Source organism: Cuspidothrix issatschenkoi CHARLIE-1, from assembly GCF_002934005.1.
GTDB lineage: Bacteria > Cyanobacteriota > Cyanobacteriia > Cyanobacteriales > Nostocaceae > Cuspidothrix > Cuspidothrix issatschenkoi.
The window spans coordinates 1-23,732 of sequence record NZ_PGEM01000043.1; the positions used below are offsets into that span (position 1 = coordinate 1).

The window sequence follows — 23,732 nt, forward strand, 5'->3', positions numbered from 1 at the left end:
TTGTGGTGGGGTGTTCAGATCCCGGACTTCTTTGAGAAGTCCGGGATCTTGTGGTGGGGTGTTTAGATCCCGGACTTCTTTGAGAAGTCCGGGATCTTGTGGTGATCTTGTGGTGAGGTGTTCAGATCCCGGACTTCTTTGAGAAGTCCGGGATCTTATCTTATTCAGGTTTTTATTTGATTCTATCCCAGGCTTCTAATACTAATCTTTGGGTTCTATATTCTCCATATTGTTTGATTTCATTGTTCTTTAATACTCTAAATGTTTCACTGGGAAATTCTGCACCATACACATCCGCAGGATCTAATATATATCTCAGTTCATCACGTGTTAATCCATAAAGTTTGGCGTAATATGCGTCTAATTCTGCTCTGATTAATGCGCGTTTGTTAGGATTCCAAATGAAGGGTTCTCTGTTGTATCCCATGTCTTGCGCGAAGGGTTGCATATCCCAGGATGTGTACACTAATTCGAGGACGCGGGGGGTGATATATTCTTGACTATTTAATAATTTTTCTTTTGAAGGAACAGCTAATTGATAAGTAATATAATCTGATAGATTAAGTCCTTGTATTTTTTGACGGGTAATATAATCAAAGATTATAGAATTAAATAAACCTAATAAACAAGCTGCATAAACAGCATTAGGTTGATCAAAAATTACAATACGAACAGAATAATCTGTAGCTACATCAGGAAGTAATGAAGCGATTACAGTTCTATGGTTTGTACTACTTGTGACATTCATTAAAGCAAGAATCCATTTTCGATTTAAACGCCCATTTGACCATTGATCAACCAATTTTTCATTAATATATAATAATTTTTCTGGTATAAAGTTAATATTTTGATGTTGTTCAAGCGTTATATCTTCAGCAATACCTGTTCTAATCTGAGCATTTTTATTAATTTTTTGTGTTGCATATCTATGATCATAAGTGTCAAAACTTTTACCATCAACCAATGGCAAATATTTATTTTCATTAGCATAAATATACCCACATTGATCTTGAATCCCTATTTTTGATATATCTTCTGATGATTCAAATAAACTAATTTGTTTATTCATATCAAACATTCTGGTTATTTTGAAAGTATGACTATTTTGTTGTGATTCTGATAAAATTATTTCATTATTTTGATATATCTTTTTAGTTAATTCCGCATCTTTGCTAGTTCTAAAAACTGGACAAGTAAGAGTATTAGGATTAATTAATGCAATATCTTGAGGTGAAAGTTGAAATAACCGCGTTTGATTTTCTAATTGTTTAGGTTGAGTGACGAAAAATGCAAAATTACCCCGTTTAATTGGTTTACCACTCAAAGCAAGTAAAGAAAATTTTATTCTGCTATCTACAGCAGTAAATAATTTTTCTCTATTTTCAAAATCATACAAACTTGCTAAATTCTGCTTTTGAATTAGATCACCAAAAAACCGTTTACAAGTATCATCAGTTGCGATACCCGTAGGAACAATTACCCCAACCCTACCATGATCACTAATTAAACATCTGGTAGTTTCCGCAAACACAGCATAAGTATTAATATCACCCACAGCAGTTAAGGGAAATCTCCCACCTTCCCGAATAAACTTACTTTGTGCTTCTGCATCATGTTTAGCATCCTCAAAAGCTTGCGCTAAAACAGGATTTTTTTTAGGTAATTCCTTAATCAACTTTTCCCGCGCTGCTTTATTTTGTGCGTTGGCAATTTCTAAACTGCGAGAAGCGAAAAACTCCTTTTCTTGTAACTTAATTCTTTCCCAAGGAGGATTACCTAAAACACAACTAAAACCGCCATTTTCAAATACTTCTGGAAACTCTAAAGGCCAATGAAAGAAATATTTTTCCTGTGCTAACTTATTCGCAGCATCAATTAACCCTTGTAATTCGTAATTAGTAACCCACAATTCATAATTAGAATCTGAATTAAGAACCTTTTGCACTAACTCCCGTTTTAAGCGATTTAAAGTTTCTGTTGTTGGTAATAACTGTAAATTATGTTCAGTTAAATACATGAAAAATGCGGCAGTCCATAAATTACAAGCTGCTTTTTTCAACCACCAATGATTATCTAAAAGATTATCTTGATATTTTCTCTCTTTTTCTTTAACTTCCTGGGGTGTATTTTCTGAAAAGTCGGCTAATTCTTGCCATAACTTGGCAAAAATGTAACTATCATTAGCAGAAGTTTCAAAAATAGATAATTGTCCTTGGGTTTCCCGTTCTTTTTTATTCCGCTTTTTCAAATTAGCGGCTGACTTTTTATCATCACCTGTCACTGCTTTGAAAGCATCATCAGGAATACCTGCATCTAAACAATCTAAATCTAAAACACCAACTAGAGAATTACCGCATTTTATCCGATGATCTAAAAAGTTCAATGGTTTACCTGTGGCAAAACCTTCTATCCATAAGGCAACTTTACACAAATCTACTGCCAAAGGGTTCAAATCTACCCCATAAATACAATTTTGAATCACGTCACGCACCGCTTGACGTAAAGGTTCGGGTGCTGGTTGAGATTCCCCGGTTCTGACTTTTGCTAATTCTTTACCTATGCGTCGTGCTGCTGCTAATAAAAAATGACCTGAACCACAAGCAGGATCTATGACTTTTATACTTAATAACGCTTTTTCATAATTCGTAATTTCAGATTCCCTATTATTCCCCGACTCCCGTAATTTCTCTTCAATAACTGGTTCTAATGCGGTTTTAATTAACTGTTGGACTAGTTGGGGAGGGGTGTAATAAGAACCTGTGGTTTTTCTATCACTGCCAAAGACTAAATTAAATTCATATATGCCTTGATTATTGGTAATTTGGGGGTGAAAATCTAATAAACTTTCATAGACACTCCCCAATTCTTCTACATCTAAAGCTGCATAATTTACCCGGCGTGTTTGCGATGCACTGAGCTTGCCGAAGTGTCCTTTATCTTCATACAAAGATAAACAACGAATGGCGGTTAATAAATCATAGTTATCAATACCACAATTATCTAAATCTGTCAAGGTTTGTGAACCAAATAAATCACCATTTAAAGGCGATAAACCTAATATTTGTCCGCGCCAATTTTCATCAAATAATTTAAATGTGACTCGTAAACCTTGCCAAATATCTTGAAAACCTTCCCGACGATAGCGGGGACGTTCTGCTAATTCCCTTAGTCTTTCTATACTATAATATTCAAGATAAATTCTCGCTTTTTCTGGGTCTTCTCCTATTAATAATAAATTGCGAGATTCTGCCACCATTAAGAATAAGAGACGGTAGATTAATCTTAATAATTGTCGGTAATAGGTGAGATCCCGACTCCCAAGATCCCGGACTTCTCTAAGAAGTCCGGGATCTGATGAATAATACTGTAAAAAGCCGTTTCCTAACAGTATTAATGCTTGTTCTACTCCGTCGCGCAGTCTGTCGCGTACCCTTCCCCCTTGTTGCAGACTCTCTTGATGGTAATATTCTAATAGGCATTTATCCGCGTCATCCGTAGTTTCTGGTAAACGGGAACGGTGGAAAAGCCGATAAAATAGACCAAATTCGGCAAAGTTTTCACCATTAAGAATCTGCTCTAGGTCAAATTCGATATAAGTAAGGCGAGTCATCAAAGAGGAATCACGCAATAACCGCCAACGTAAACCATTAGTAGTTATAGCCCAAAGATGCTCGGTTTTGTTGAGGTATTCCTGTACTAAAGCGTGTGCTGATAACCGAGGTGTACCACTAGGAGGGCGTTTATCAATATCCAGACGACAACCAATAATATGTATAGGTGGGTAAATTGTAATTTCCGACTCTTGACTCCCAACTCCAGACGGTACTGCACGATGGGAGATCGCATAGGTTTGTCCTTCTACTACTTCAGCTTTTGGGGTATATAAGGGCGTGTAACCAAGACTACGTAATAAAGGAACAGCCCACATTTCACGGGTAACGCTGGTAGCTGTATCTTCAAGGTTTAATCTTTCTAATTGACGTTGGAACGCTACCCAATAAACTTTAATATCACCCCAGGCGATCGCAATTTCATCTTCAAGTTTATCAGTTTTTGATAACCCAAAATCCGCCGATGTTTGTCCTTTGATATTACCTGTTAATAGTTCGGTGGTAATATCAGGTGCGAGTAAGTTGCCTTCAAATTGAATACCAATCATAATATTTGGCTGAATCAGGTAATTCTCAAGCAAAGTCGAGATACTGTCCAGGATTTAAGGATTACAGGCTGTTTTTAGTAAATTGTCTGTGAATATCAGGACTTACGCAAAAAGAACCGAAAGTAGGGGTAATTCATGAATTACCCCTACGCAAGAATAAGGTGTTCAGCCACATCTTACGTAAGTCCTAAATATATACTCTAAAATACAGGTAAACCAATAGTCAACTCATAAAAGCAGATAATATAAAAATATTTACATTCATTTATTGTCTATCATCTTCAAATCTATATTTTTCATACCCAGCCAGATCCCCGACTTCTAAGATAGGTTTATCTTTACAATGGTTAGTATCAAGTAAATACATAAAATAAGATATTAAGATTATTGAATTATTTTACTAAAATTCTGCTACTCCACGGGAATCATAAACTGCTTTTAAACAATCTTTAAGATCATCACCCTGCCATTTACCAGCATGGCGTAAAATTGATTTACCTGAACCTGGACGTTGAGGAGGTTTTGCTTTTTTAATTTTCATGTTTTTCACCATCTTTAGCAATTCTGCTATTTCTGCTTCTGTCATGGTTTCAATTTCTGCAACGAGTTCTTCTTTATAGAACCAATTAGTTTATTGTTTTCTTTTTTTGTAATTTGGTGATTTCAAGATGTTGAAACTTGAATTAAACCAAGATGATTAACAAAAGGGATAAAATCCTTATCACTAAATAAAAGCTGGTTTTGGTTTTCAATACAAAAAGTAGCAATAATTACATCAGCAGTTTTGCGAATAGTAATACCTCTTTTCCGAAGAAATCTATAGTTATCAACACTTTTGATAGCAATATTTAATCCTAACATCTCAAAAATCTGTAGAGAAGTTAGTAATTCTTTTGCTGTTTGATATCCCTCATCTGAACGAAAACCTTGTAAAACTTCAGTCAAAATTAAATCACCAATAGCAATTTGTTCTACCCCTAACAGTGTATCTAATTTATTGCTTTCTGGTGTTTCTACACCATTAAAATAGTCTATCCATACGCTTGAATCTACAATAATCATCCATTTGTTCTCATTTCTTCTAAATTATCTTCCCATTTCAGTTTTCCTCTATAGGCTTTAATTTTTTCTTGCTGCTTTAGTATCTTTAAATGATGTATTTCTTGTTGAAAACTATTCCAGTAATTAAACTGTTCATTTGGTAGGGGTTGATTATGATATGCAGCTTTTTCACTACAACCTCTTTCGATTAGAGTCAGTAAGTTATTGACAACATTGATAAAGTTATCATCATTAGGTAAGTTGTCTATAAGTGTGCGATAGATTTTTTGTTCTAATTCGGTATCCATAAGCTAGAATAATTTTTGTCTGATAGCGTGGCGTTAGCCATATCAGGATGTTGAGGATTTGAGGATTTACAGGATATTTTTTGTAGTAATTTGAGAGTGAAGTTTTTGATGTTTAAATAATTATACTAATAAATTGCTTAATCAAATAATCTTTTTAACATAATTTAATCTTTTCATATTTGATAATTTCCAAATAACATCTTGAAAATCCTATAATCCCGGTTATCCTGATTCTGACAATTAACAATTACCAAACACCACACAAAAAATATTCAAATAACGTAAGTATTCAGCCATAGCGCTTGTTCATACCCAGCCAGATCCCCGACTTCTAAGATAGATTTATCCTTTCCGAATACAATTAATCAAAGAAGTCGGGGATCTTATCAATCCTGTACATCCTAATTCCTTGGACTCAGATCCCGGACTTCTTTAAGAAGTCCGGGATCTAGGTTTCCCTGCTTGCAAGATGTACACACCTAATAAATCCATCGGTAATTGTGGTATTACCTGAACCCTGTTCTCCTGAGTAATTGCCCGTACTCGTTGATGAGATTGGGATAGGGAGAGCGATCGCTCTTTTGCAAACTTTTCTAAATCTGCTGTTAACTCGTCAAAAGAATTTAAAAAATCCTCAATTTCCTGTTTAGGGTTAATAGCATCCCTCACAGAGTTAGCTTGTTCTAACAAAGCTTTGGCTTCCTGTGGTGCTAACCAAACTGGGTTAGAGGGTGGACCTGTAAACCCAATTACTACACATTCTTCTCCCAATAGTTCGTAATTGCGCTTTCTGGAAATTTCACTTTCACTTAACTTACGATGACTAACTTTTTGTTTTAATAAATGTCGCAATCTGAATAATAATAAAGTAGTCCGTTTACTCACGGTATCCGTAATAGTAAAACCACATCTAGCAACTAAATTATTTTGATTATTCAGTAAAGCCACCTCTAAAATATGCCGTGCTAAACCTTCAACCAAAGGATGATTTCGCCCTATATATTCCACCTCAAACGGTGCAGGAGTGGTAAAAGTAATGAGACGTTTTTCATTACCTAAAATGGGTTGTAAAAAACTGGGAATTGATGGTAATAACCATCCTTGCTTTTTCTCAATCAAACCACAATTTAACTTTTCACAAGCATTCTTCACAAACCTTTCTACATCTTTTTCACTACCTAAAATTTCATCAGATTCTAATAACTCCTGTTCAACTTCTGTAGGTTTAATTCCTCTTTGTGCAAAACGAGTCCGGCTGATTTTCTCCCGTTCCACCGCTTTATCCCATTGTTTATGCACCTGTTCAACTGCAGATTCATCATCTAATAAATCTAATAAAGATAACTGTTGTGCATCCGTACTTTTATCAAATAAGGACTTAAACACTGCCTCAGAAACGGTGGTACTATCCATGGGTACAGGAACGGTAATTCCCAGAGTTTTATGTATTTGTACCGCTTTACGAATTAAAACTTCTAAAACCGCCCCATCCACAGGATTATCTTGACCATAAAGTAAACAACTTTTCACCTGAGTTGCTATTTGTCCATAACGGTCAATTCTCCCTTCTCGTTGTTCTAAACGGTTGGGATTCCAAGGTAAATCATAATGAATAACTGCACTAAAATGAGATTGTAAATTTATCCCTTCACTTAAACAATCAGTAGCAACTAATATTCTTTGGGGATAGGATTTTAACTCATTTAATCTAATTTCTCGCTCATCTTCCGACTGTTCCCCAGTAATAGCAATTACCCGAATTTGAGAACCTTTCTTTTCTAACTTCTGCCTTAAATTCTCAGTTACATAATTAGCTGTAGCAATATAACGACACCAGATAATGGGGTGATGATTATTTGCTAAGAGGTTCTGCACATAAATAGTACAAGTTTGTAATTTTTGGTCTTTATTCCCCTGTAACTTTTCTGCAACTTGAATAAAACTCCGCAGTTTACGTTTATCCCCTTCCCCATAACTTTGCTGTCCCTGTTCTATAACTACAGTGGGTGCAGCATCTACCGCTTGTTCCAAGTCCGTCGGATCATAAACATAGGAACTAAATAATTCGTAATTGGTAGTTTCCAACTCCCGACTCCCAACTCCCAACTCCCGCATTTCCCCCAACTCCCGACTTAAACTGCGGTTTAAAGTAGCGATCGCCGCAGCAGGGGAAGACATCACACAGCGAATCAAAGCTAAAGCTGACCAATAACGCCCTCGACGTTGGGCATAGGTCATATCTACGGTAGTAGTTTTTACTAACCCCCGGGCAAAATTATAAACTTCCTCAAATAGTTCTTTATATTCCTTAGATAATTTATAGGGTTCTTCATCAGATTGACGTTCTGGAAAAGGTGTTTCATTACCTAACCAGAGTTTGACATCTGCACGTCGTCGTTGGATAAAATGACCGGCTAAATTATCTCGTTCTGTTTCTGTGAGTTTATCCAAAGTCAAATTAGCAAACTCTGGTTTTAATAAACCCAATAAAGATAAAAAAGATTCCTCAATTCCACTATGGGGGGTAGCAGTCAGTAATAATAAATGGCGGGAGGTTTTTTCCGCTGTTTCAGTAATTAATTGATGGCGTTGTTGTTGGGATGTACCCTTATTACTAGAACGGGTACAAGTATGCGCCTCATCTACAATCACAAAATCTGGGCAATGGGCGATAAAACTAGCTTTTCGCCGTTCTGATTTGGCATAATCCAAACTCACAATTATATGACGATAATAGCTAAAAATATGAGAACCATTAGGTATTGCCCGTTCTAATTTAGAAGCTGTACCAGAACGGATCACTACAGCATCAATATGGAATTTTTCTCTTAATTCTTGTTGCCATTGATCACATAAATGGGGAGGACACAATACAGCAATTCTGGCAATTTCTCCCCTGTCTAATAATTCCCTCACAATTAAACCAGCTTCAACGGTTTTACCAATACCCACATCATCAGCAATTAATAACCTGACCGTTTCCAATCTTAAAGCCATTAACAATGGGACTAATTGATAGGGACGAGGACGCAAAGACAGCCTACCCAAACAGCGAAAAGGACCCGCCCCACTACGTAATAAATGTCGTGCGGCATCCATCAATAATAAAGCTGTGCTGTGGTCTTTTATATTGTCGGCAGTGGGGTGAGGAAAGGTAGCCGCTTCTAGGGTTTCTAGGTTTAAGTGCCGAAAAATACCAATAATTTCCTCTTCGTTACCACTCAAGGGACGGAGGCGGATCAAGTCTGGGTTTTCATCTGGTAATATTACCCATTGGCGACTACGACAGGTGACCATAGAACCAGGGGTGTAATTTAATGTATCTGTCATAGTCTTGCTGTGTTGGCAAAGTTAGCAGTGTAAACTCAGTAAAATCGGCAGGCGCTAAGATGAAATACAGTAATTAAATGGCGAAACCTCTAAGGGTAATATAGCATAAGGCTAAGTACCTAACATTTGCAAATTGTGTAAAGTGGCATAAAATCCTTCTTGTTGTAACAATTCTTCATGACTTCCCTGTTCAATTAACTCTCCCCGCTTCAATACAAAAATCCGATCCACATTACGAATTGTTGAGAGACGGTGAGCGATAATAATTGATGTCCGTTGTACTAGCAACTTATTTAAAGCCTCCTGAACTAAAGCCTCCGTACCCACATCTAAACTGGCTGTAGCTTCATCTAATACCAAAATTTGCGGGTTACGAATAGCCGCCCGGGCAAATGCTAAAAGCTGTTTTTGTCCACTAGAGATATTTGTCCCCCTGGCTCGTAACTGAGTATCATAACCTTGGGGTAATTGGTTAATAAACGTCCCTACATTGGTTTTTTCTGCTGCTTGTTCAATTTCCGCAAAACTGTAATTATCACCTAAAGTAATATTACCTTTGACATCACCCGCAAACAAAAAAGCCTCCTGTAAAATCACCCCCATATAACGTCGTAATTCCGTTTGGGTAATCTCGCGGATATCAACACCATCAATGAGAATTCTTCCTTGAGTTGGATCATAAAGACGACACAACAACCGAATAATAGAACTTTTACCCGCACCTGTGGGACCGACTAAAGCAATTTTTTCCCCAGGATGAATGGTAAAATCCAAATTTTTAATTACATAATCATCATCTTTATAAGCAAAGGAAACATTTTCAAACTTAATTTCTCCCAAGGCAAGAGTAGGGGTAAAATCTTGAGATGCTAGTTTAGCAGCTATCTCATCAATATAGCCAAATTCAAAATCTAAACTTGTGCATTGAAGTTGGGAACTATCTTTAATTTCGATAGGTTCATCTAAAATATCAACTACTCTTTCAATCGCTGTAAAACCCGATTGAATGACTGTAAACTTTTCCGCAAAATTGCGTAAGGGGTCAAAAAATTGTTGGGCATATAAAATAAATGCTGATAAAATCCCAAAAGTTATTTTGTCACCTGATAACAGCCATCCACCTAACCATAAAACCGCAGCAATAGCCACTAAACCCACCCATTCCAAAGTTCCAGAAATGGCTGAATCATACAAAATACTTGTATCAACTTCCTTAACATAGGTTTTATTAGTTGCCCGAAATAACTCGGAATTAAATTTTTCTCGGCGGAATAACTGAACTACATTAATGCCGACAATATTTTCTTGTAATTGGGAATTAAGTTTAGAAAGTTCTTCTCTGGTTTTATAATTAGCCTCTCGATATTGCTGTTGAAAATAAATCATCAACCAAGTTACTGGCAAAAGAATCAATATTAACAAACCAGCTAGTTGCCATTGAATAGAAAACATCAAGCCAACAATTACTACCATAGATAGTAAATCAGAAATAATGCCTACAGCCCCAGTAGAAAAAACATCTCCTAAACTTTCCACATCATTAGTTAGGCGAGTAATTAATTTACCTACAGGTGTACGATCAAAAAACCGCACAGCTAAGGATGTAACATGATGAAATAAATCCTTACGAATATCTGCTGTGATTTTTTGCCCTAGTTTTTGTACTAAATACCCTTGGACACCTGTTAATAATAACCGCATAGCAGTTGCTACTAGTAACACTCCTAAAACAATATTTAAACCTTGCCATAGGGGCAAACTTTGTAAAAATTTATATGTACTAGGTTCTTGACGAATTAAAGAAATTGCCTGTCCTACTAACATCGGTCTGATAGCATTAGAAATAGCTATAGGTACAAGCAGCAACATAGATATTGCCAATAGTTGACCATGACGACGACCATAGGGGACTAGGCGTAAAAATAACCGCCAGTCATTTTCTCGACGACGGTATTCTGACTTGGATTTACGCGGAGATGGGAAGATGCTCATAAATAATTTTTAATTCTGCCCTGGGATACTAATTTTTTTCAGAATTTAAGCCATTGATTTCTTGACATTTTGCCAGTGCTGCTTGATGGGCTGTCAAATACTCTAAACCTCCCAACATAACATCACCATAATAATCATAAGGTGCTTCACCATAAATAGGTAAAGGATCATCCTCTGGATAATCTTCCTTAGATTCTTCAATAATGGCTTTTAACTTTTTGACGCTGAGAGTTTGGGCAGGAAAATAGTAAAGTTCCTGGTGATTTTTTTGCAGATAAGGAAGTGTGGGATCTATAATCACATCATTAACTTCAATCCAACCATGTTCAACAGGTTTATATGGTTGACCCCCGAATACTAAAAAGCCTTGAACATACTTTGAGCCTTCAGTTACTAAAGCAGCTTTATAGGCATTATCAAAAGGTTTTTTGGCTTTGCTTTTGATGGTTTTGGCTATTTCATAGGATAGGGCTTCATCTAATAATTTATTCATAGAGCCAAGTCAGGAGTTCAAGAGTTCAGGAGTTCAGAAGTCAAAAGTTAATATTCTCGTAGGTGTTTAGCCATAAAACTCGTTTATACGCAGAACCCTGACTTCTGCAATCAATTTATCATTTATGGACACAATCAATCAAAGAAGTTGGGGATATTATGCCGTCAACAGCTACTTATACTATAATTTGTTTAAAACCTTACAATTAAATCTTGAGTTTTTACACTGAAATTGATAAAATCTTTGTCAAAGGGAACACCAAAAAATAAATTACCCAATTTTGTGGGATGGGCATACTATGGCTAACGCCACGCAATTCCTGCCCGTCCTTAATGATTAGCGGGCTTTTTGGCCTGCACTCCAAGAAATTTTTGGGTATTTTTTTAATTGCAAGTCCCTTAAGTTACAACGAAAATCACAGTCCTACAAATTAACAATTTGCAATTTATTTTTTAATTTCGCTGTTCCTACTGAAAATGATGCAAAAGCAGTTAAAAGTAAAATGAGTAGCTTGTGAGTAGCCCCTAAAAAAAGCTAAAAGCTTGATATTGGATGCTCAAACAAGGTAGATTAGGCATTTTGAATATCTTATGAGTATTATGAAAGGTATGAAAGCTGAAAATATTGATTTTCCAATGCTGCACCCAGAATTATTCTTACGTCATCGTCTACAGGTAGTAGAGGAATTGTGGGAAACGGTTTTGCGGCAAGAATGCGGTCAAGAGATGGTAGATCTTTTGCGTCAACTCCGCGATTTATGTTCCCCTGAAGGACAAGCTAGAAATGACCAAGCTGCATATGCTGTAGAATTGATTGAACAATTGAATATTAATGAAGCCATTCGCGCAGCGCGTGCTTTTGCGCTTTATTTTCAGTTAATTAATATTATTGAACAGGAATATGAGCAAAAGCAGCAATTAAGTCGGTACGCGGATGAATCGGATCAGAGCGTGTTTCCCAGTATCATTTATGCTACCAACCAACGGGAAGAAGATTTACCTGCTACTAAAAAAACAGGTAGCGACTTAATGACTACGGAAATTCAGCAGAAAGGCACTTTTGCGGCTTTATTTCCCCTATTATTTCAATTAAATGTGCCACCGCAACAAATTCAACGTCTCATTTCTCAACTGGATATCCGGTTAGTTTTCACTGCACACCCGACGGAAATTGTCCGTCATACTATCCGGGATAAACAGCGTCAGGTGGTACATCTGTTACAAAAAATGGATGAAGCGCAAACCCGCACCAGTAGCTATACTTGGGAAACCTTAGAAATAAAGGAAAGATTACTGGAAGAAATTCGCTTGTGGTGGCGTACTGATGAGTTGCATCAGTTTAAACCGTCGGTTTTAGATGAAGTAGACTATGCCCTTCACTATTTCCAAGAGGTGCTATTTGATGGAATTACGCAACTATACAAACGCTTTAAATACTCCCTAGGAGAAACTTTTCCCTGGTTGCAACCACCAACAACAAATTTTTGTTCCTTTGGTTCTTGGGTAGGTTCAGATAGAGATGGTAATCCTTCGGTGACACCGGAAGTAACTTGGAAAACCGCTTGTTATCAGCGGAAAATGGTGTTAGAGAGATATATTAAGTCAGTTAAAGAGCTAGTTTCTTTATTAAGTGTGTCTATGCACTGGAGTGATGTGCTACCAGATTTGTTAGAATCTCTGGAGTCAGATCAATCTCAGTTAAGTGCTGTGTATGATAATTTGGCATTGCGTTTCCGTCAAGAACCTTATCGTTTGAAATTATCTTACATTCTCAGACGGTTGGAAAACACCCGCGATCGCAATTTGGCTTTATATAATCGGGAAACACCAACTAATGAAGATGCACCTATGTACCGTTCTGGTACAGAATTCTTAGCAGAATTGTTGTTAATTAAACGCAACTTAACAGAAACAGGTTTAAGTTGTCGAGAATTGGAAAACCTAATTTGTCAAGTTGAAATCTTTGACTTTAATCTGACCCAATTAGATATTCGTCAAGAATCATCTCGTCATTCTGATGCCCTAAATGAGATTCTCGAATATTTGCAGTTATTACCTCAACCATACAACGAATTATCAGAAGAACAAAGAATAGCTTGGTTAACAGGAGAATTACAAACTCGGCGGCCATTGATTCCTGCTGAATTACCATTTTCAGAAAAAACCAATGATGTAATTCAAACTTTCCGCATTTTGCGATCGCTACAACAGGAATTTGGCATCAATATCTGTCAAACTTATATTATTAGTATGTGCCGCGAAGTTAGCGACGTACTCGAAGTTTTACTGTTAGCCAAAGAATCAAGTTTATTTGATCCCATGGTTGCGGTAGGAACTATTCGCGTCGTTCCTTTATTTGAAACCGTAGAAGATTTACAACGCTCTAGAAGCGTCATGCGGCAATTGTTTGAATTGCCTTTATATCGGGCAATGCTGGCTGGTGGCTACGCCGCAATGAACCCTTCGACTTCCCCCAGTGAAAAACAGGCAACCCCATCTATTGCCGTCCTCAATCCTAACTTACAAGAAGTAATGCTGGGATATTCCGATAGTAATAAAGACTCCGGTTTTTTAAGTAGTAACTGGGAAATTCATAAAGCTCAAAAATCACTCCAGAAAATCGCCGAAGGTTACGGTGTAAATCTGCGGATTTTCCATGGTCGCGGCGGTTCTGTGGGGCGTGGTGGTGGCCCAGCCTATGAGGCGATTTTAGCCCAACCAGGTCACAGCATTAGCGGACGGATTAAAATTACCGAACAAGGGGAAGTATTAGCCTCTAAATACTCCTTGTTAGATTTGGCTTTGTATCATTTAGAAACCATTACCACAGCAGTAATTCAAGCCAGTTTACTAAGAACAGGATTTGATGATATTGAACCTTGGAATGAGATTATGGAAGAATTATCTCATACGTCGCGTCAGCACTATCGTAACCTAATTTATGAACAACCTGATTTCATTGACTTCTTCCACCAAGTCACCCCCATTGAAGAAATCAGCCAACTGCAAATTAGTTCTCGGCCAGCCCGTCGTCCATCTGGTAAAAAAGATTTAACTAGTTTAAGAGCAATACCTTGGGTATTTAGCTGGACACAAACCCGCTTTTTATTACCTTCTTGGTATGGTGTAGGTACAGCTTTACAAGAATTTTTGAACGAAGAACCAGAACAAAATATCAGATTATTGAGCTATTTCTACATCAAATGGCCATTCTTTAAAATGCTGATTTCTAAAGCCGAAATGACCTTAGCCAAAGTAGATATTGAAATGGCACGTCATTATGTTGATGAATTGTCTAACCCGGAAGACAAACCTCGATTTGAGAAAGTTTTTGAGCAAATTTCTAGGGAATTCTTTCTCACTAGAGATTTAGTTCTCGAAATAACTGGACACCAAAAATTATTAGATGGTGATCCAGTGTTGCAGCGTTCTGTACAATTACGAAATGGGACAATTGTACCTTTAGGATTTATCCAAGTTTCCCTCCTCAAACGTCTGCGTCAATCAAAAAATGCTGCCACAACCGGAGTAATTCACTCTCGTTACAGCAAAGGAGAATTACTCAGAGGTGCATTATTAACCATTAACGGAATTGCCGCAGGGATGAGAAATACAGGTTGATGCTTGACAGTTGACTGGTAAGAGGGAAAAAGGAAAAAGGCGAAACTTTTCCTTTTTCCCCCTATTTTATTGGTGATAGGTGATCCTCAAACAATTTCCTAATTCCCCATTCCCCATTCCCCATTCCCCCATTCCCTGTTCCCTCTCCCCTCTCCTCACAGACAACTTTTTCAGCAAACCCTAATTAACATGATCAAAAAACAGATTTTACTTTGTACCTGTTTAGCACTTGCTGGCGGATTTTTTAGTGCTGTCATCGCTGGACAAATTACGGTGATGGTGCATAGCCAAAAGTGTCAAAATCAGTCTTGGGGATTCAAACAAATGTGTCAAACATTGATCTCACCGGGAGCAAGTTGGCAAGGTGGTACGGCGGGACTGTGGACAGGGACAATTTTAGGTGCGTTTGTGGGTGGGTTAATTACACGGAAATCGAGTTATTAAGTAATAGAAGAGTAGCAGTCAGCAATCATAATTCACAAATCAGCTAGTATCAATAAAATCCAAGCAGCTTAGTAAAAGTAACTAGAAAGGATTATAACCGTGGCCTTATTTGCGAAATATACTAATTTATTGATAATGTCCACACTGCTGGGATTGATTGGTTTACCGACGATAGTAACACCAGCGACAGCCCAAAACCTAAATAATACGGGTAATCCAGACCTCAATCCCAGTGTCAATCAACCTAGTTCTACATCTACCTATCCCGCAGCACCTCCACCAGAACCTAAGAAACCCTTACCTAAGGATAGAGAATTAGAAGACGCAGATACACAAGTAGATTATCGGATTAGTAACTTACTGGGAGATTTTACAGGTAATCTCTGGGTGGGTTCATGGCGGGGACTATCACGAATTGACCCCAATACAGGGAGAGTGATTTCTCGTGTGAGTTTACCCAATATTGCCATTAGTGCTTTAGCACAAGATAAAGTAGGACGATTATGGGTTGGGAACTATGAAGGTTTAACGAGAATAGATCCCCAGACTAGCCAAATTACAGCCCAAAATTTATTACTACCTTCCAAACGAGTATTATCACTGCTAATTGATAAGCGGGGTTACTTGTGGGTGGGAACTGATGCTGGTTTAACTCTAGTCAGTCCCGACCAAGGTTTAATTATGACCACCGTGAAAAATATGCCTGGTGTGAGTGTTAACGCCATGATCTTAGATGCCGATGGTCAACTGTGGGCGGGTACTCTAGAAGGACTGGTGAAAGTCAATACCGCTAGTGCTTTGCTGATGAAGAGAATCGAAAATTTACCAGGGGGAACTGTCCAAACTTTGGCAATTAGTCCCCAAGGATTAATTTGGGCGGGAATGCCAAACCAATTATTAGTAATTAACCCAAAAAATGGTATTGTATTGCGGTCTGTAACTCCACTGCGCGGACGCAATGTGACATCAATCAAATTTGCCAAAGATGGCAGTGTGTGGGTTGGGACTACCAATGGTTTGCTACGATTGAACCCATATACAGGAGCAGTATTAGACCAAGTGACCGGACTTCCTTCTAGTCGAGTTTTAACTATTGCACCAGATGTTGGTAATAAACTATGGGTAGGAACAACGGAGGGTTTAGCTTGGTTAATGCCTTCGGTCGGTAAGGCTAAACCTCATTTTGGTTTTGGTAGGTATGTTAAGTAGGGAACAGGGAATAGGGAATAGGGAACAGGGAACAGGGAATAGGGAACAGGGAATAGGGAATAGTAATGAAAATTCAGAAAAATTCTTTCCCTTTCCCAACTTTTAATTTTTAATTTATGCCAATCACTACTCAACTATTAACTCAATGGAAACAACAGGGACGGGCTATTGTGGCTTTGACGGCCTGGGATTATGCGATCGCTCAACTTCTAGATGGGGCTGGTGTAGACTTGATCTTGGTTGGTGATTCTCTTGCGGTCATCCTGGGTTATGAAACTACCTTACCCATAACTTTGGATGAAATGATTCATCACGCTAAAGCTGTGCGCCGTGGGGTGAAAAATGCCTTGGTGGTGGTGGATTTACCATTTTTGACCTATCAAGAAAGTATCTCCCAAGCTATGCACTCCGCCGGCAGGGTACTGAAAGAAACAGGAGCGCAAGCGGTAAAATTAGAAGGTGGTTATCCGGTAATAGTAGAAACCATTACGCGATTAGTCCAATCGGGGATTCCCGTTATGGGTCATGTGGGGTTAACACCTCAATCAATACATCAGTTAGGGTTGCGACAACAGGGCAAAACCCAGGCACAGGGAGAGAGGATTTTGCATGAAGCGATCGCCCTGGAACAAGCCGGTGTTTTTGCCATAGTATTAGAACATATTCCCACCAAATTAGCGCTACAAATTACCCAAAAACTCCGTATTCCTACCATCGGCATCGGTGCAGGTTCTGACTGTGATGGTCAGGTTTTAGTCACTTCTGATATTCTGGGACTGTCAGAAAAACAACCACCATTTGCTAAAATTTATACAAATTTACGAGAAACCATTACCAACGCTGTACAAGATTACGCTATAGAGGTGCGAGAAGGAAAGTTTCCTGCTATATAAAACCTAGACAAAGCTAGACTTTATTTTCTACTTCAACGGGAGCATGGGAGCAGTTATCCCTCAGTAGACTTTCACGCCTTAGCCAGACGCGATAAATTAATTGCGGCATTTAGATCCTTATCCATCTTAAAACCACAGTTTTCACAATGAAAGGTTCTTTCAGATAAAGAAAGACTTTCTTTTTTGTGTCCACAATTTGAGCAAGTTTTACTTGATGGATAAAATCTATCAGCAATAGATTATATCAGCCCATTCTATTTTTTTCATTTATATAGTAATTACCATTCATATAAGGTACAAGTTGTAATAATTAAACGCAGATGGACGCAGATAAACGCAGATGATTTTGTATTTCAGCAACGAAGAAACGTTATATTAGCATTCATTAATATCTAGCCTTTCACAATCTTGTTTTATTCCTTCACTCATTACCTCGATTTGAAATTCCATAGTTCTTGTCGGATGTTATTAGTAATCCTTACTTTGAGAGTCCTGATTTTCAAATCCTAGCCAAAATAGTAATATCTTTTCCACTTCCAGTAGTTCATCTGGTGTTAAATCTCCCAATTTTCTGATTAATTTTGCATGAGGAATTGTAATGATATTTTGAACATCAAATACTCCTGATCGCAAAAAGTTTACCTTGACTTCCACCTCAAATCTTGAACCTCGTGAGCTAGTTGTATGGGGAATTAAGGTTGCTAATGCGCGGTCTTGTTCTAAAGCAGGAATACTGATAATTAAACATGGTCTGACTTTTGCGGTGTAACCCAGATCAACAAGCCAAACTTCTCCACGTCTAGGGGTACTCATAGTCTGTTTCTTGTTGATCTAATTCTAAAAAAAGTTCCTCAGCATTGCAAACTAAATCTTCATCGGATAAAGGTGGAAAGTCCAAATTTGTAACCCGTTTTAAAATTTCCACAGCCATTTCTAGTCTTTCTGATTCTGGTAAACTATCAAATGTGCTTAATAATTCTTTCACTAAAGTAGTCATGGATCTTTTCTCCATACACTTTTATAGCATAACATGATTATAATATTTTTGTGTTACAATTGTGAATATATTTACTCAATCACATAACAATGAGCAAAGCTGTTAAAACCCAAATTGTCAAAATCGGATATTCGCAAGGTGTTTTTATTCCTAAAACACTATTAAAACAAAGAAGAATTAACTCAAAAGTAGAAATAGAAGTTCAAGGAAATAATCGCATTATTCGCCCAGTTAAACAAGTAAGAAAAGGTTGAGAAAAAGCATTTATGGAAATGGCGGAAAATAAAAATGAAATAGCCTCAAAAATATATTAAGATGGATTCTTCCTAGGAATAGCAATTTATGCTGTAAGAATTTTCTCTAAATCTTCAGGACTAATGAATTTAATACTATAGTCTTCTTCTAACCATTTACGATTTTTTTTAGACATAACTGATCCTTGCCCTACGTTTTTACCTTGATCGCGTGTACAAAAATATTCATTACTATATGCAATGTGGAAAGCAATAGCATCACCATCAGCCCATTCTGCAAAGGCTTTTATCATTTCTTTTTCTTCAGATTCAGGAACATTTTTAAGCGCATTTATCCAATGTTCTGTGCCTTCCCTCCTCTTCCTTCGTGTCTTCGTGGTTCAATCCTCCTAAAACAAAAGACGCAGAAAACGACTCTCTGCGTCTGTAGCGTGAAAAAACCTAAACCATCTCCGAAGTCTGCACAGTTGACTGAGGCTGAGGCTGGAACATAAACAGCGAATAAACCACATCCCGGCGGATATTTACCATCATATCCAAGAACAACTCATAACCCTCACTCTTATATTCAATTAGCGGATCTTTTTGCCCATAACCACGCAAACCAACGGACTCGCGTAAAGCATCCATTTGTTGCAAGTGTTCTCGCCACAAAGTATCTATGCGTTGGAGAATAAAGAAACGTTCCGCTTGACGCATCAAACCGGGTTGGAATTGGTCAATTTGCGCTTCCTTCATATCATAAGCAATACGGGCTTGTTCATGGAGAAAGGCTTTAATTTCTGCCATCCCCATATCTTCCAATTGGCTAGACTGCATATCAGCCAAGAGGTAAACAAACTCCTTCACCTTATCCACCAATTTGTCTAATTCCCATTCTTCCGAAGGTAAATCAGGATTGATGTAATAATCAACGATGTCATCCATCGTTTTTTCAGCGTATTTAATTACCTGTTCCTTGAGGTCTTGACCTTCCAAGACCCGGCGACGTTCCGCATAGATAGCACGACGTTGGTTATTCATTACCTCGTCATACTCAAACACCTGTTTACGGATGTCGTAGTAATAGGTTTCAACTTTTTTCTGTGCGCCCTCTAAGCTGCGGGTTAACATCCCCGACTCAATGGGCATATCTTCCTCTACTTGGAAAGCATTCATTAAGCCAGCAACGCGATCGCCCCCAAAGATCCGTAATAGGTTATCCTCTAAACTGAGGAAAAATCTTGTTGTTCCCGGGTCGCCTTGTCTACCTGCCCGTCCGCGTAACTGGTTATCAATCCGCCGTGATTCATGGCGTTCTGTACCAATAACGTGCAAGCCGCCTCTTTCTACCACTTCATCATGTTCGCGGCTGGTAAATCCTTCATACTCGTGTTTAATGCGCTGGTAAGCTTCCCGTAATTTCTGAATTACAGCATCGTCAGTAGGGGCTTTTTCGGCGGCTACGGCGATTTTTTCTTCTGCTTCCAATTCTGGTACACTTCTTTCACCGTAAGCTTTGACAGCCACTTCTACAGCCTCTTTCAAAAGCTGTTCTGTTTCTTTGGTCAAATTGGTGGGAAAAATTTCTGGGGAAGCCCGCCAAGATTTAACCTTTTTCCCTGGTATAAAGCCTTGTCCGCCACCACTACCACCCATAGGTAGTCCCGAAGCCCTTTGTATAGCAAATTCATCATCTTCAGGGCTGACAATACGGGGCATAAAGTATTCCCGTAGTTTCAACCGCGCCATATACTCGGAGTTACCTCCCAAGATGATGTCCGTACCCCGTCCTGCCATGTTAGTGGCGATAGTTACCGCCCCCTTGCGTCCAGCTTGGGCAACAATTTCCGCTTCCCGTTCTACGTTTTCCGGTCGGGCGTTGAGAAGTTCGTGGGGGATTTCCATTTGTTTGAGCAATTCGCTCAGATATTCGGATTTTTCAACGCTGGTTGTCCCCACTAACACAGGTCTACCATTTTCGTGCATTTCGGCACATTCTCTAGCGATCGCTCGCCACTTACCTGCTTCGGTTTTAAACACCATATCAGATAAGTCTTCCCGTTTTCTAATCCGGTTGGTAGGAATAATGGTGACTTCCCGTTTATAAATCTTCTCAAATTCTACCTCTTCAGTCTTCGCTGTTCCTGTCATTCCTCCCAATTTGGGATACAGCAAAAACAGGTTTTGATAGGTGATAGTTGCCAAAGTTTGGGTTTCTGGCTGAATTTCTACGTGTTCCTTAGCCTCAACAGCTTGGTGTAAACCATCACTCCAACGCCGTCCAGGCAATACCCGACCTGTAAATTCATCCACAATGACAACTTCATCATTACGGACAATATAATTCACATCTTTGAGGAACAATTCCTTAGCCTTAATCGCATTAAACATAAAATGCGCCCAAGGGTCTTCCGGGTCAAATAAATCTGTTACACCCAAGAGGTTTTCCGCTTCTGCAAAACCCTCATCACTCAAAAGAACGTTACGATCCTTTTCATTGACTTCGTAATGTTCGTCTTTTTTCAGGGTAAAGGCAATTTCCGCCGCTTGCAGGTATTTTTCTGTGGGTCTTTCCACCTGACCAGAAATAATTAAGGGAGTTCTGGCCTCATCCACTAAAATTGAATCTACCTCGTCAATAACACAATAATTAAATGGCCGTTGCACCACTTCAGCCATGGAAGTAGCCATATTATCCCGTAGATAATCAAAACCGATTTCACTGTTAGTTACATAAGTAATATCACAGTCATAATTTTTCTTTCTCTCTGTTGGGGTCATAGTAGACTGTATTAGCCCTACACTTAACCCCAAGAACCGGTGTACCTGTCCCATCCATTCCGCGTCCCGACGTGCCAGGTAATCGTTAACAGTAATAACGTGAACACCTTTACCAGTGAGGGCATTTAAATAACTCGGTAAAGTAGCTACCAAAGTTTTACCTTCACCGGTTTTCATTTCGGCAATTTGCCCAGAATGGAGGATCACACCACCTAATAGTTGTACATCAAAATGTCGCAACCCTAATACACGCAGTCCTGATTCCCGCACCACAGCAAAGGCTTCTGGCAAAATATCATCAAGGGTTTCCCCCTTGGCCAGCCGTTGTTTAAACTCGACGGTTTTATCTTTTAACTGCTCATCCGAGAGCGGCTTAATGTCTTCTTCTAAGAGATTAATTTCTTTAATGTAAGGGTCGTATTTTTTCAGTTTCCGAGCGTTGGGATCGCCCAACAAAAGTTTTAGCATGGCAGTTTATAGAGTTAAATCGAGGGCAATGGAAATTTCAGCTTTGGCTATATGATTATAGACGTTTAATCTAACCCAGCCGTTTTGCTTAGGGATGGGTGGAAAATGAGAATTGACTCAAAAACCGAATGCAAACTAACTAACCACTCTTATATAATGATTGGTTTTAACTATTATCTTAATATTGAAACTGTTTCATCGTATCATTTTGCCAAGGGAATAGGTGACTGATGACAGTTGACGCTTGCCTCCTACTCCCCTGACCCGGTCGGTGAGCGACTTGCCCTGAGGGAAGTCGAAGGGATCCGAACCGCTGCTCCTGTGCCTCCTACTCCCACTCTGGCGAAAGGCTACGGAAATCATACTTATCAGCCCCAATATGACAACTCACACAACTACCCATATTTATAGGATCAGGTAATTTGACACTAGGATGCAAAGCTCGAAAATAACGGGAGTCTTTGAACCGATAGGGTGTAGTTTCGTCTTGTAGTTGCACACGGGAAAAGGTAAAAAGATATTTTGAGACCAAAAGATGTTGAATCTTACCTAAAGGCTTGATTTGTACACCGTAGTGTTGGGAATCTTCCAGCAGATTTTGCCAAGTTTGAGTGGGGAAAACAGCCGGCGGTAGGGCTATATGGCAGCTTGAGCAGTTTTCTAGATATAATTCCTGTCCTAGTTTGTATTGTGCAGGTACTACGTCAACTGTCCCTACTGAGTCCCCAGAAGTTGCGGCGTGGGTGCTGGTAGCTAATCCTAATATCAAGCCAATAGCTACACTCCAGCCAAAAATTACCAACATAACGATCAGTAGTTGGCGTTTAAGGCGACGATGGGATTTGGGTTTAACAAAATTTGCCATAAAGTGCTTTTCCTCTTTCTCTGTAATTTCTGTGCGTTTGTGGTTCGTTAATAATTGTTCAAAATCAAGTATGACTTCTATATATCCGTCCTGACATCATTATTTAGCCCCAATTCAGACAGTGCTACTTTCGTTTCCTCAATCTTTTGGGTAGCTATTTCTCCCTCCATAACATCATCACTTTGACGTAAGCGATTAATAATTAGACCTACTAATTTAGTAGATAGTACGGAAGAGCCATTTAATCTAAATTCAAATGTAATTTAATAGCTGCGTTAACCAATTCTATTAATTCTGTACTCAAATTACCTATAGCATCTCCTGATATTCGTTGTTTAGAAATTGTTCGTATTTGCTGGGGTTGAATTTTAGAAGATTTGGATAAACCACTATTTTCTGGATTTAGCAATACTTCAAAGGGATAAACACGAGTAATATCAGAAGTAATGGGTAAAATTGTCACCGTAGTAGCAGCGTTGTTATTAGCATCATTACTGACTATTAGCACCGGACGGCGTTTATCCATTTCTGAACCTACAGAGGGGCTAAGATTAGCAAAGTAAATTTCACCACGTTTCATCTGTGAGTCCATCCCCAATAGTTATTTCCCAATTTGGGTCATTTTCTGCTGATGCTTCTCGATATGCTTGTTCTAGTTCTTGATTTCGCAATAAATATAAGGCTAATTCAATAACTTGGGAACGAGATTTACATCCCTTATTCATTTTGTAGTTTTCTACAAACTGCATTAAAGATGTTGGTAAGGAAATTGAGATTTTTTCTGTTTGCATGGTATGACCATTAACTAATCTATTTCTTCTTACCTTAGAGTAGCATAAATAGTATTCTGTAATTTTCCTCCTATTTAACTATTCGAGCTAAATCCCGAAAAGACT

19 protein-coding genes and 1 pseudogene are annotated in these 23,732 nt (G+C 38.5%); 5 read left to right on the forward strand and 15 right to left on the reverse strand.

What is annotated here, in order from left to right; all coding sequences use genetic code 11:
* Window positions 1–172: 172 nt before the first annotated feature.
* From CUN59_RS07240 to CUN59_RS07270, 7 genes are all read right to left on the reverse strand, one after another.
* Window positions 173–4,159, reverse strand: coding sequence for an Eco57I restriction-modification methylase domain-containing protein (locus tag CUN59_RS07240; RefSeq protein ID WP_104387213.1), 3,987 nt, complete (start codon window positions 4,157–4,159; stop codon window positions 173–175).
* A gap of 400 nt (window positions 4,160–4,559) precedes the next feature.
* Window positions 4,560–4,745, reverse strand: a complete 186-nt coding sequence (locus tag CUN59_RS07245) for a hypothetical protein (protein ID WP_104387214.1) — start codon at window positions 4,743–4,745, stop codon at window positions 4,560–4,562.
* 77 nt (window positions 4,746–4,822) lie between these two features.
* Complete coding sequence (gene vapC / locus CUN59_RS07250; RefSeq protein ID WP_104387215.1) at window positions 4,823–5,221, reverse strand: type II toxin-antitoxin system VapC family toxin; 399 nt, start codon at window positions 5,219–5,221, stop codon at window positions 4,823–4,825.
* Window positions 5,218–5,508 (reverse strand): hypothetical protein, encoded by a 291-nt coding sequence (locus tag CUN59_RS21935; RefSeq protein WP_228036926.1) that lies wholly within the window; start codon window positions 5,506–5,508, stop codon window positions 5,218–5,220. The genes vapC and CUN59_RS21935 overlap by 4 nt, the downstream gene beginning before the upstream one ends.
* A gap of 432 nt (window positions 5,509–5,940) precedes the next feature.
* Window positions 5,941–8,838, reverse strand: coding sequence for a DUF8741 domain-containing protein (locus tag CUN59_RS07260; RefSeq protein WP_104387216.1), 2,898 nt, complete (start codon window positions 8,836–8,838; stop codon window positions 5,941–5,943).
* A 111-nt stretch (window positions 8,839–8,949) separates the two neighbouring features.
* Complete coding sequence (locus tag CUN59_RS07265) at window positions 8,950–10,830, reverse strand: ABC transporter ATP-binding protein (protein WP_104387217.1); 1,881 nt, start codon at window positions 10,828–10,830, stop codon at window positions 8,950–8,952.
* Between the two features lie 28 nt (window positions 10,831–10,858).
* Window positions 10,859–11,323 carry a hypothetical protein gene (locus CUN59_RS07270; RefSeq protein WP_104387218.1) on the reverse strand — a complete coding sequence of 155 codons (465 nt, stop codon included), beginning with the start codon at window positions 11,321–11,323 and terminating at the stop codon, window positions 10,859–10,861.
* A 599-nt stretch (window positions 11,324–11,922) separates the two neighbouring features.
* Between CUN59_RS07270 and ppc the strand changes: the two genes are divergently transcribed.
* From ppc to panB, 4 genes are all read left to right on the forward strand, one after another.
* Entirely contained in the window at window positions 11,923–14,943 is a 3,021-nt protein-coding gene (gene ppc, locus CUN59_RS07275; protein ID WP_104387219.1) for a phosphoenolpyruvate carboxylase, read from the forward strand.
* Window positions 14,944–15,132: 189 nt separating this feature from the next.
* Window positions 15,133–15,387 (forward strand): hypothetical protein, encoded by a 255-nt coding sequence (locus CUN59_RS07280; protein ID WP_104387220.1) that lies wholly within the window; start codon window positions 15,133–15,135, stop codon window positions 15,385–15,387.
* Between the two features lie 135 nt (window positions 15,388–15,522).
* Window positions 15,523–16,596, forward strand: a complete 1,074-nt coding sequence (locus tag CUN59_RS07285) for a ligand-binding sensor domain-containing protein (RefSeq protein WP_104387229.1) — start codon at window positions 15,523–15,525, stop codon at window positions 16,594–16,596.
* A gap of 116 nt (window positions 16,597–16,712) precedes the next feature.
* Window positions 16,713–17,489, forward strand: coding sequence for a 3-methyl-2-oxobutanoate hydroxymethyltransferase (panB, locus tag CUN59_RS07290; protein WP_104387221.1), 777 nt, complete (start codon window positions 16,713–16,715; stop codon window positions 17,487–17,489).
* A gap of 71 nt (window positions 17,490–17,560) precedes the next feature.
* Here the strand turns inward: panB and CUN59_RS07295 are convergent.
* From CUN59_RS07295 to CUN59_RS07305, 3 genes and pseudogenes are all read right to left on the reverse strand, one after another.
* Window positions 17,561–17,725: pseudogene (locus CUN59_RS07295) on the reverse strand (zinc ribbon domain-containing protein); the annotation flags it as partial.
* Between the two features lie 232 nt (window positions 17,726–17,957).
* Window positions 17,958–18,302 carry a type II toxin-antitoxin system PemK/MazF family toxin gene (locus tag CUN59_RS07300; RefSeq protein ID WP_104387222.1) on the reverse strand — a complete coding sequence of 115 codons (345 nt, stop codon included), beginning with the start codon at window positions 18,300–18,302 and terminating at the stop codon, window positions 17,958–17,960.
* Complete coding sequence (locus CUN59_RS07305) at window positions 18,289–18,486, reverse strand: hypothetical protein (protein ID WP_104387223.1); 198 nt, start codon at window positions 18,484–18,486, stop codon at window positions 18,289–18,291. Before CUN59_RS07305 ends, CUN59_RS07300 begins: the two co-directional genes overlap by 14 nt.
* An 89-nt stretch (window positions 18,487–18,575) precedes the next feature.
* Between CUN59_RS07305 and CUN59_RS21365 the strand changes: the two genes are divergently transcribed.
* Entirely contained in the window at window positions 18,576–18,740 is a 165-nt protein-coding gene (locus CUN59_RS21365; protein WP_165790170.1) for an AbrB/MazE/SpoVT family DNA-binding domain-containing protein, read from the forward strand.
* An 86-nt stretch (window positions 18,741–18,826) separates the two neighbouring features.
* Here CUN59_RS21365 and CUN59_RS07310 read toward each other — a convergent pair whose 3' ends face one another.
* The 5 genes from CUN59_RS07310 to CUN59_RS07330 form a co-directional block, all read right to left on the reverse strand.
* Window positions 18,827–19,033, reverse strand: a complete 207-nt coding sequence (locus CUN59_RS07310) for a hypothetical protein (RefSeq protein ID WP_104387224.1) — start codon at window positions 19,031–19,033, stop codon at window positions 18,827–18,829.
* A gap of 148 nt (window positions 19,034–19,181) precedes the next feature.
* Window positions 19,182–21,971 carry a preprotein translocase subunit SecA gene (gene secA / locus CUN59_RS07315; RefSeq protein WP_104387225.1) on the reverse strand — a complete coding sequence of 930 codons (2,790 nt, stop codon included), beginning with the start codon at window positions 21,969–21,971 and terminating at the stop codon, window positions 19,182–19,184.
* A 328-nt stretch (window positions 21,972–22,299) separates the two neighbouring features.
* Window positions 22,300–22,836 (reverse strand): cytochrome C, encoded by a 537-nt coding sequence (locus tag CUN59_RS07320; RefSeq protein ID WP_104387226.1) that lies wholly within the window; start codon window positions 22,834–22,836, stop codon window positions 22,300–22,302.
* Window positions 22,837–23,077: 241 nt separating this feature from the next.
* The gene (locus tag CUN59_RS07325) at window positions 23,078–23,416 is read right to left on the reverse strand and encodes a type II toxin-antitoxin system PemK/MazF family toxin (RefSeq protein ID WP_104387227.1); all 339 of its coding nucleotides are present in this window, start codon (window positions 23,414–23,416) and stop codon (window positions 23,078–23,080) included.
* Entirely contained in the window at window positions 23,403–23,627 is a 225-nt protein-coding gene (locus CUN59_RS07330; RefSeq protein ID WP_104387228.1) for a ribbon-helix-helix domain-containing protein, read from the reverse strand. The genes CUN59_RS07325 and CUN59_RS07330 overlap by 14 nt, the downstream gene beginning before the upstream one ends.
* Between the last annotated feature and the right edge of the window lie 105 nt (window positions 23,628–23,732).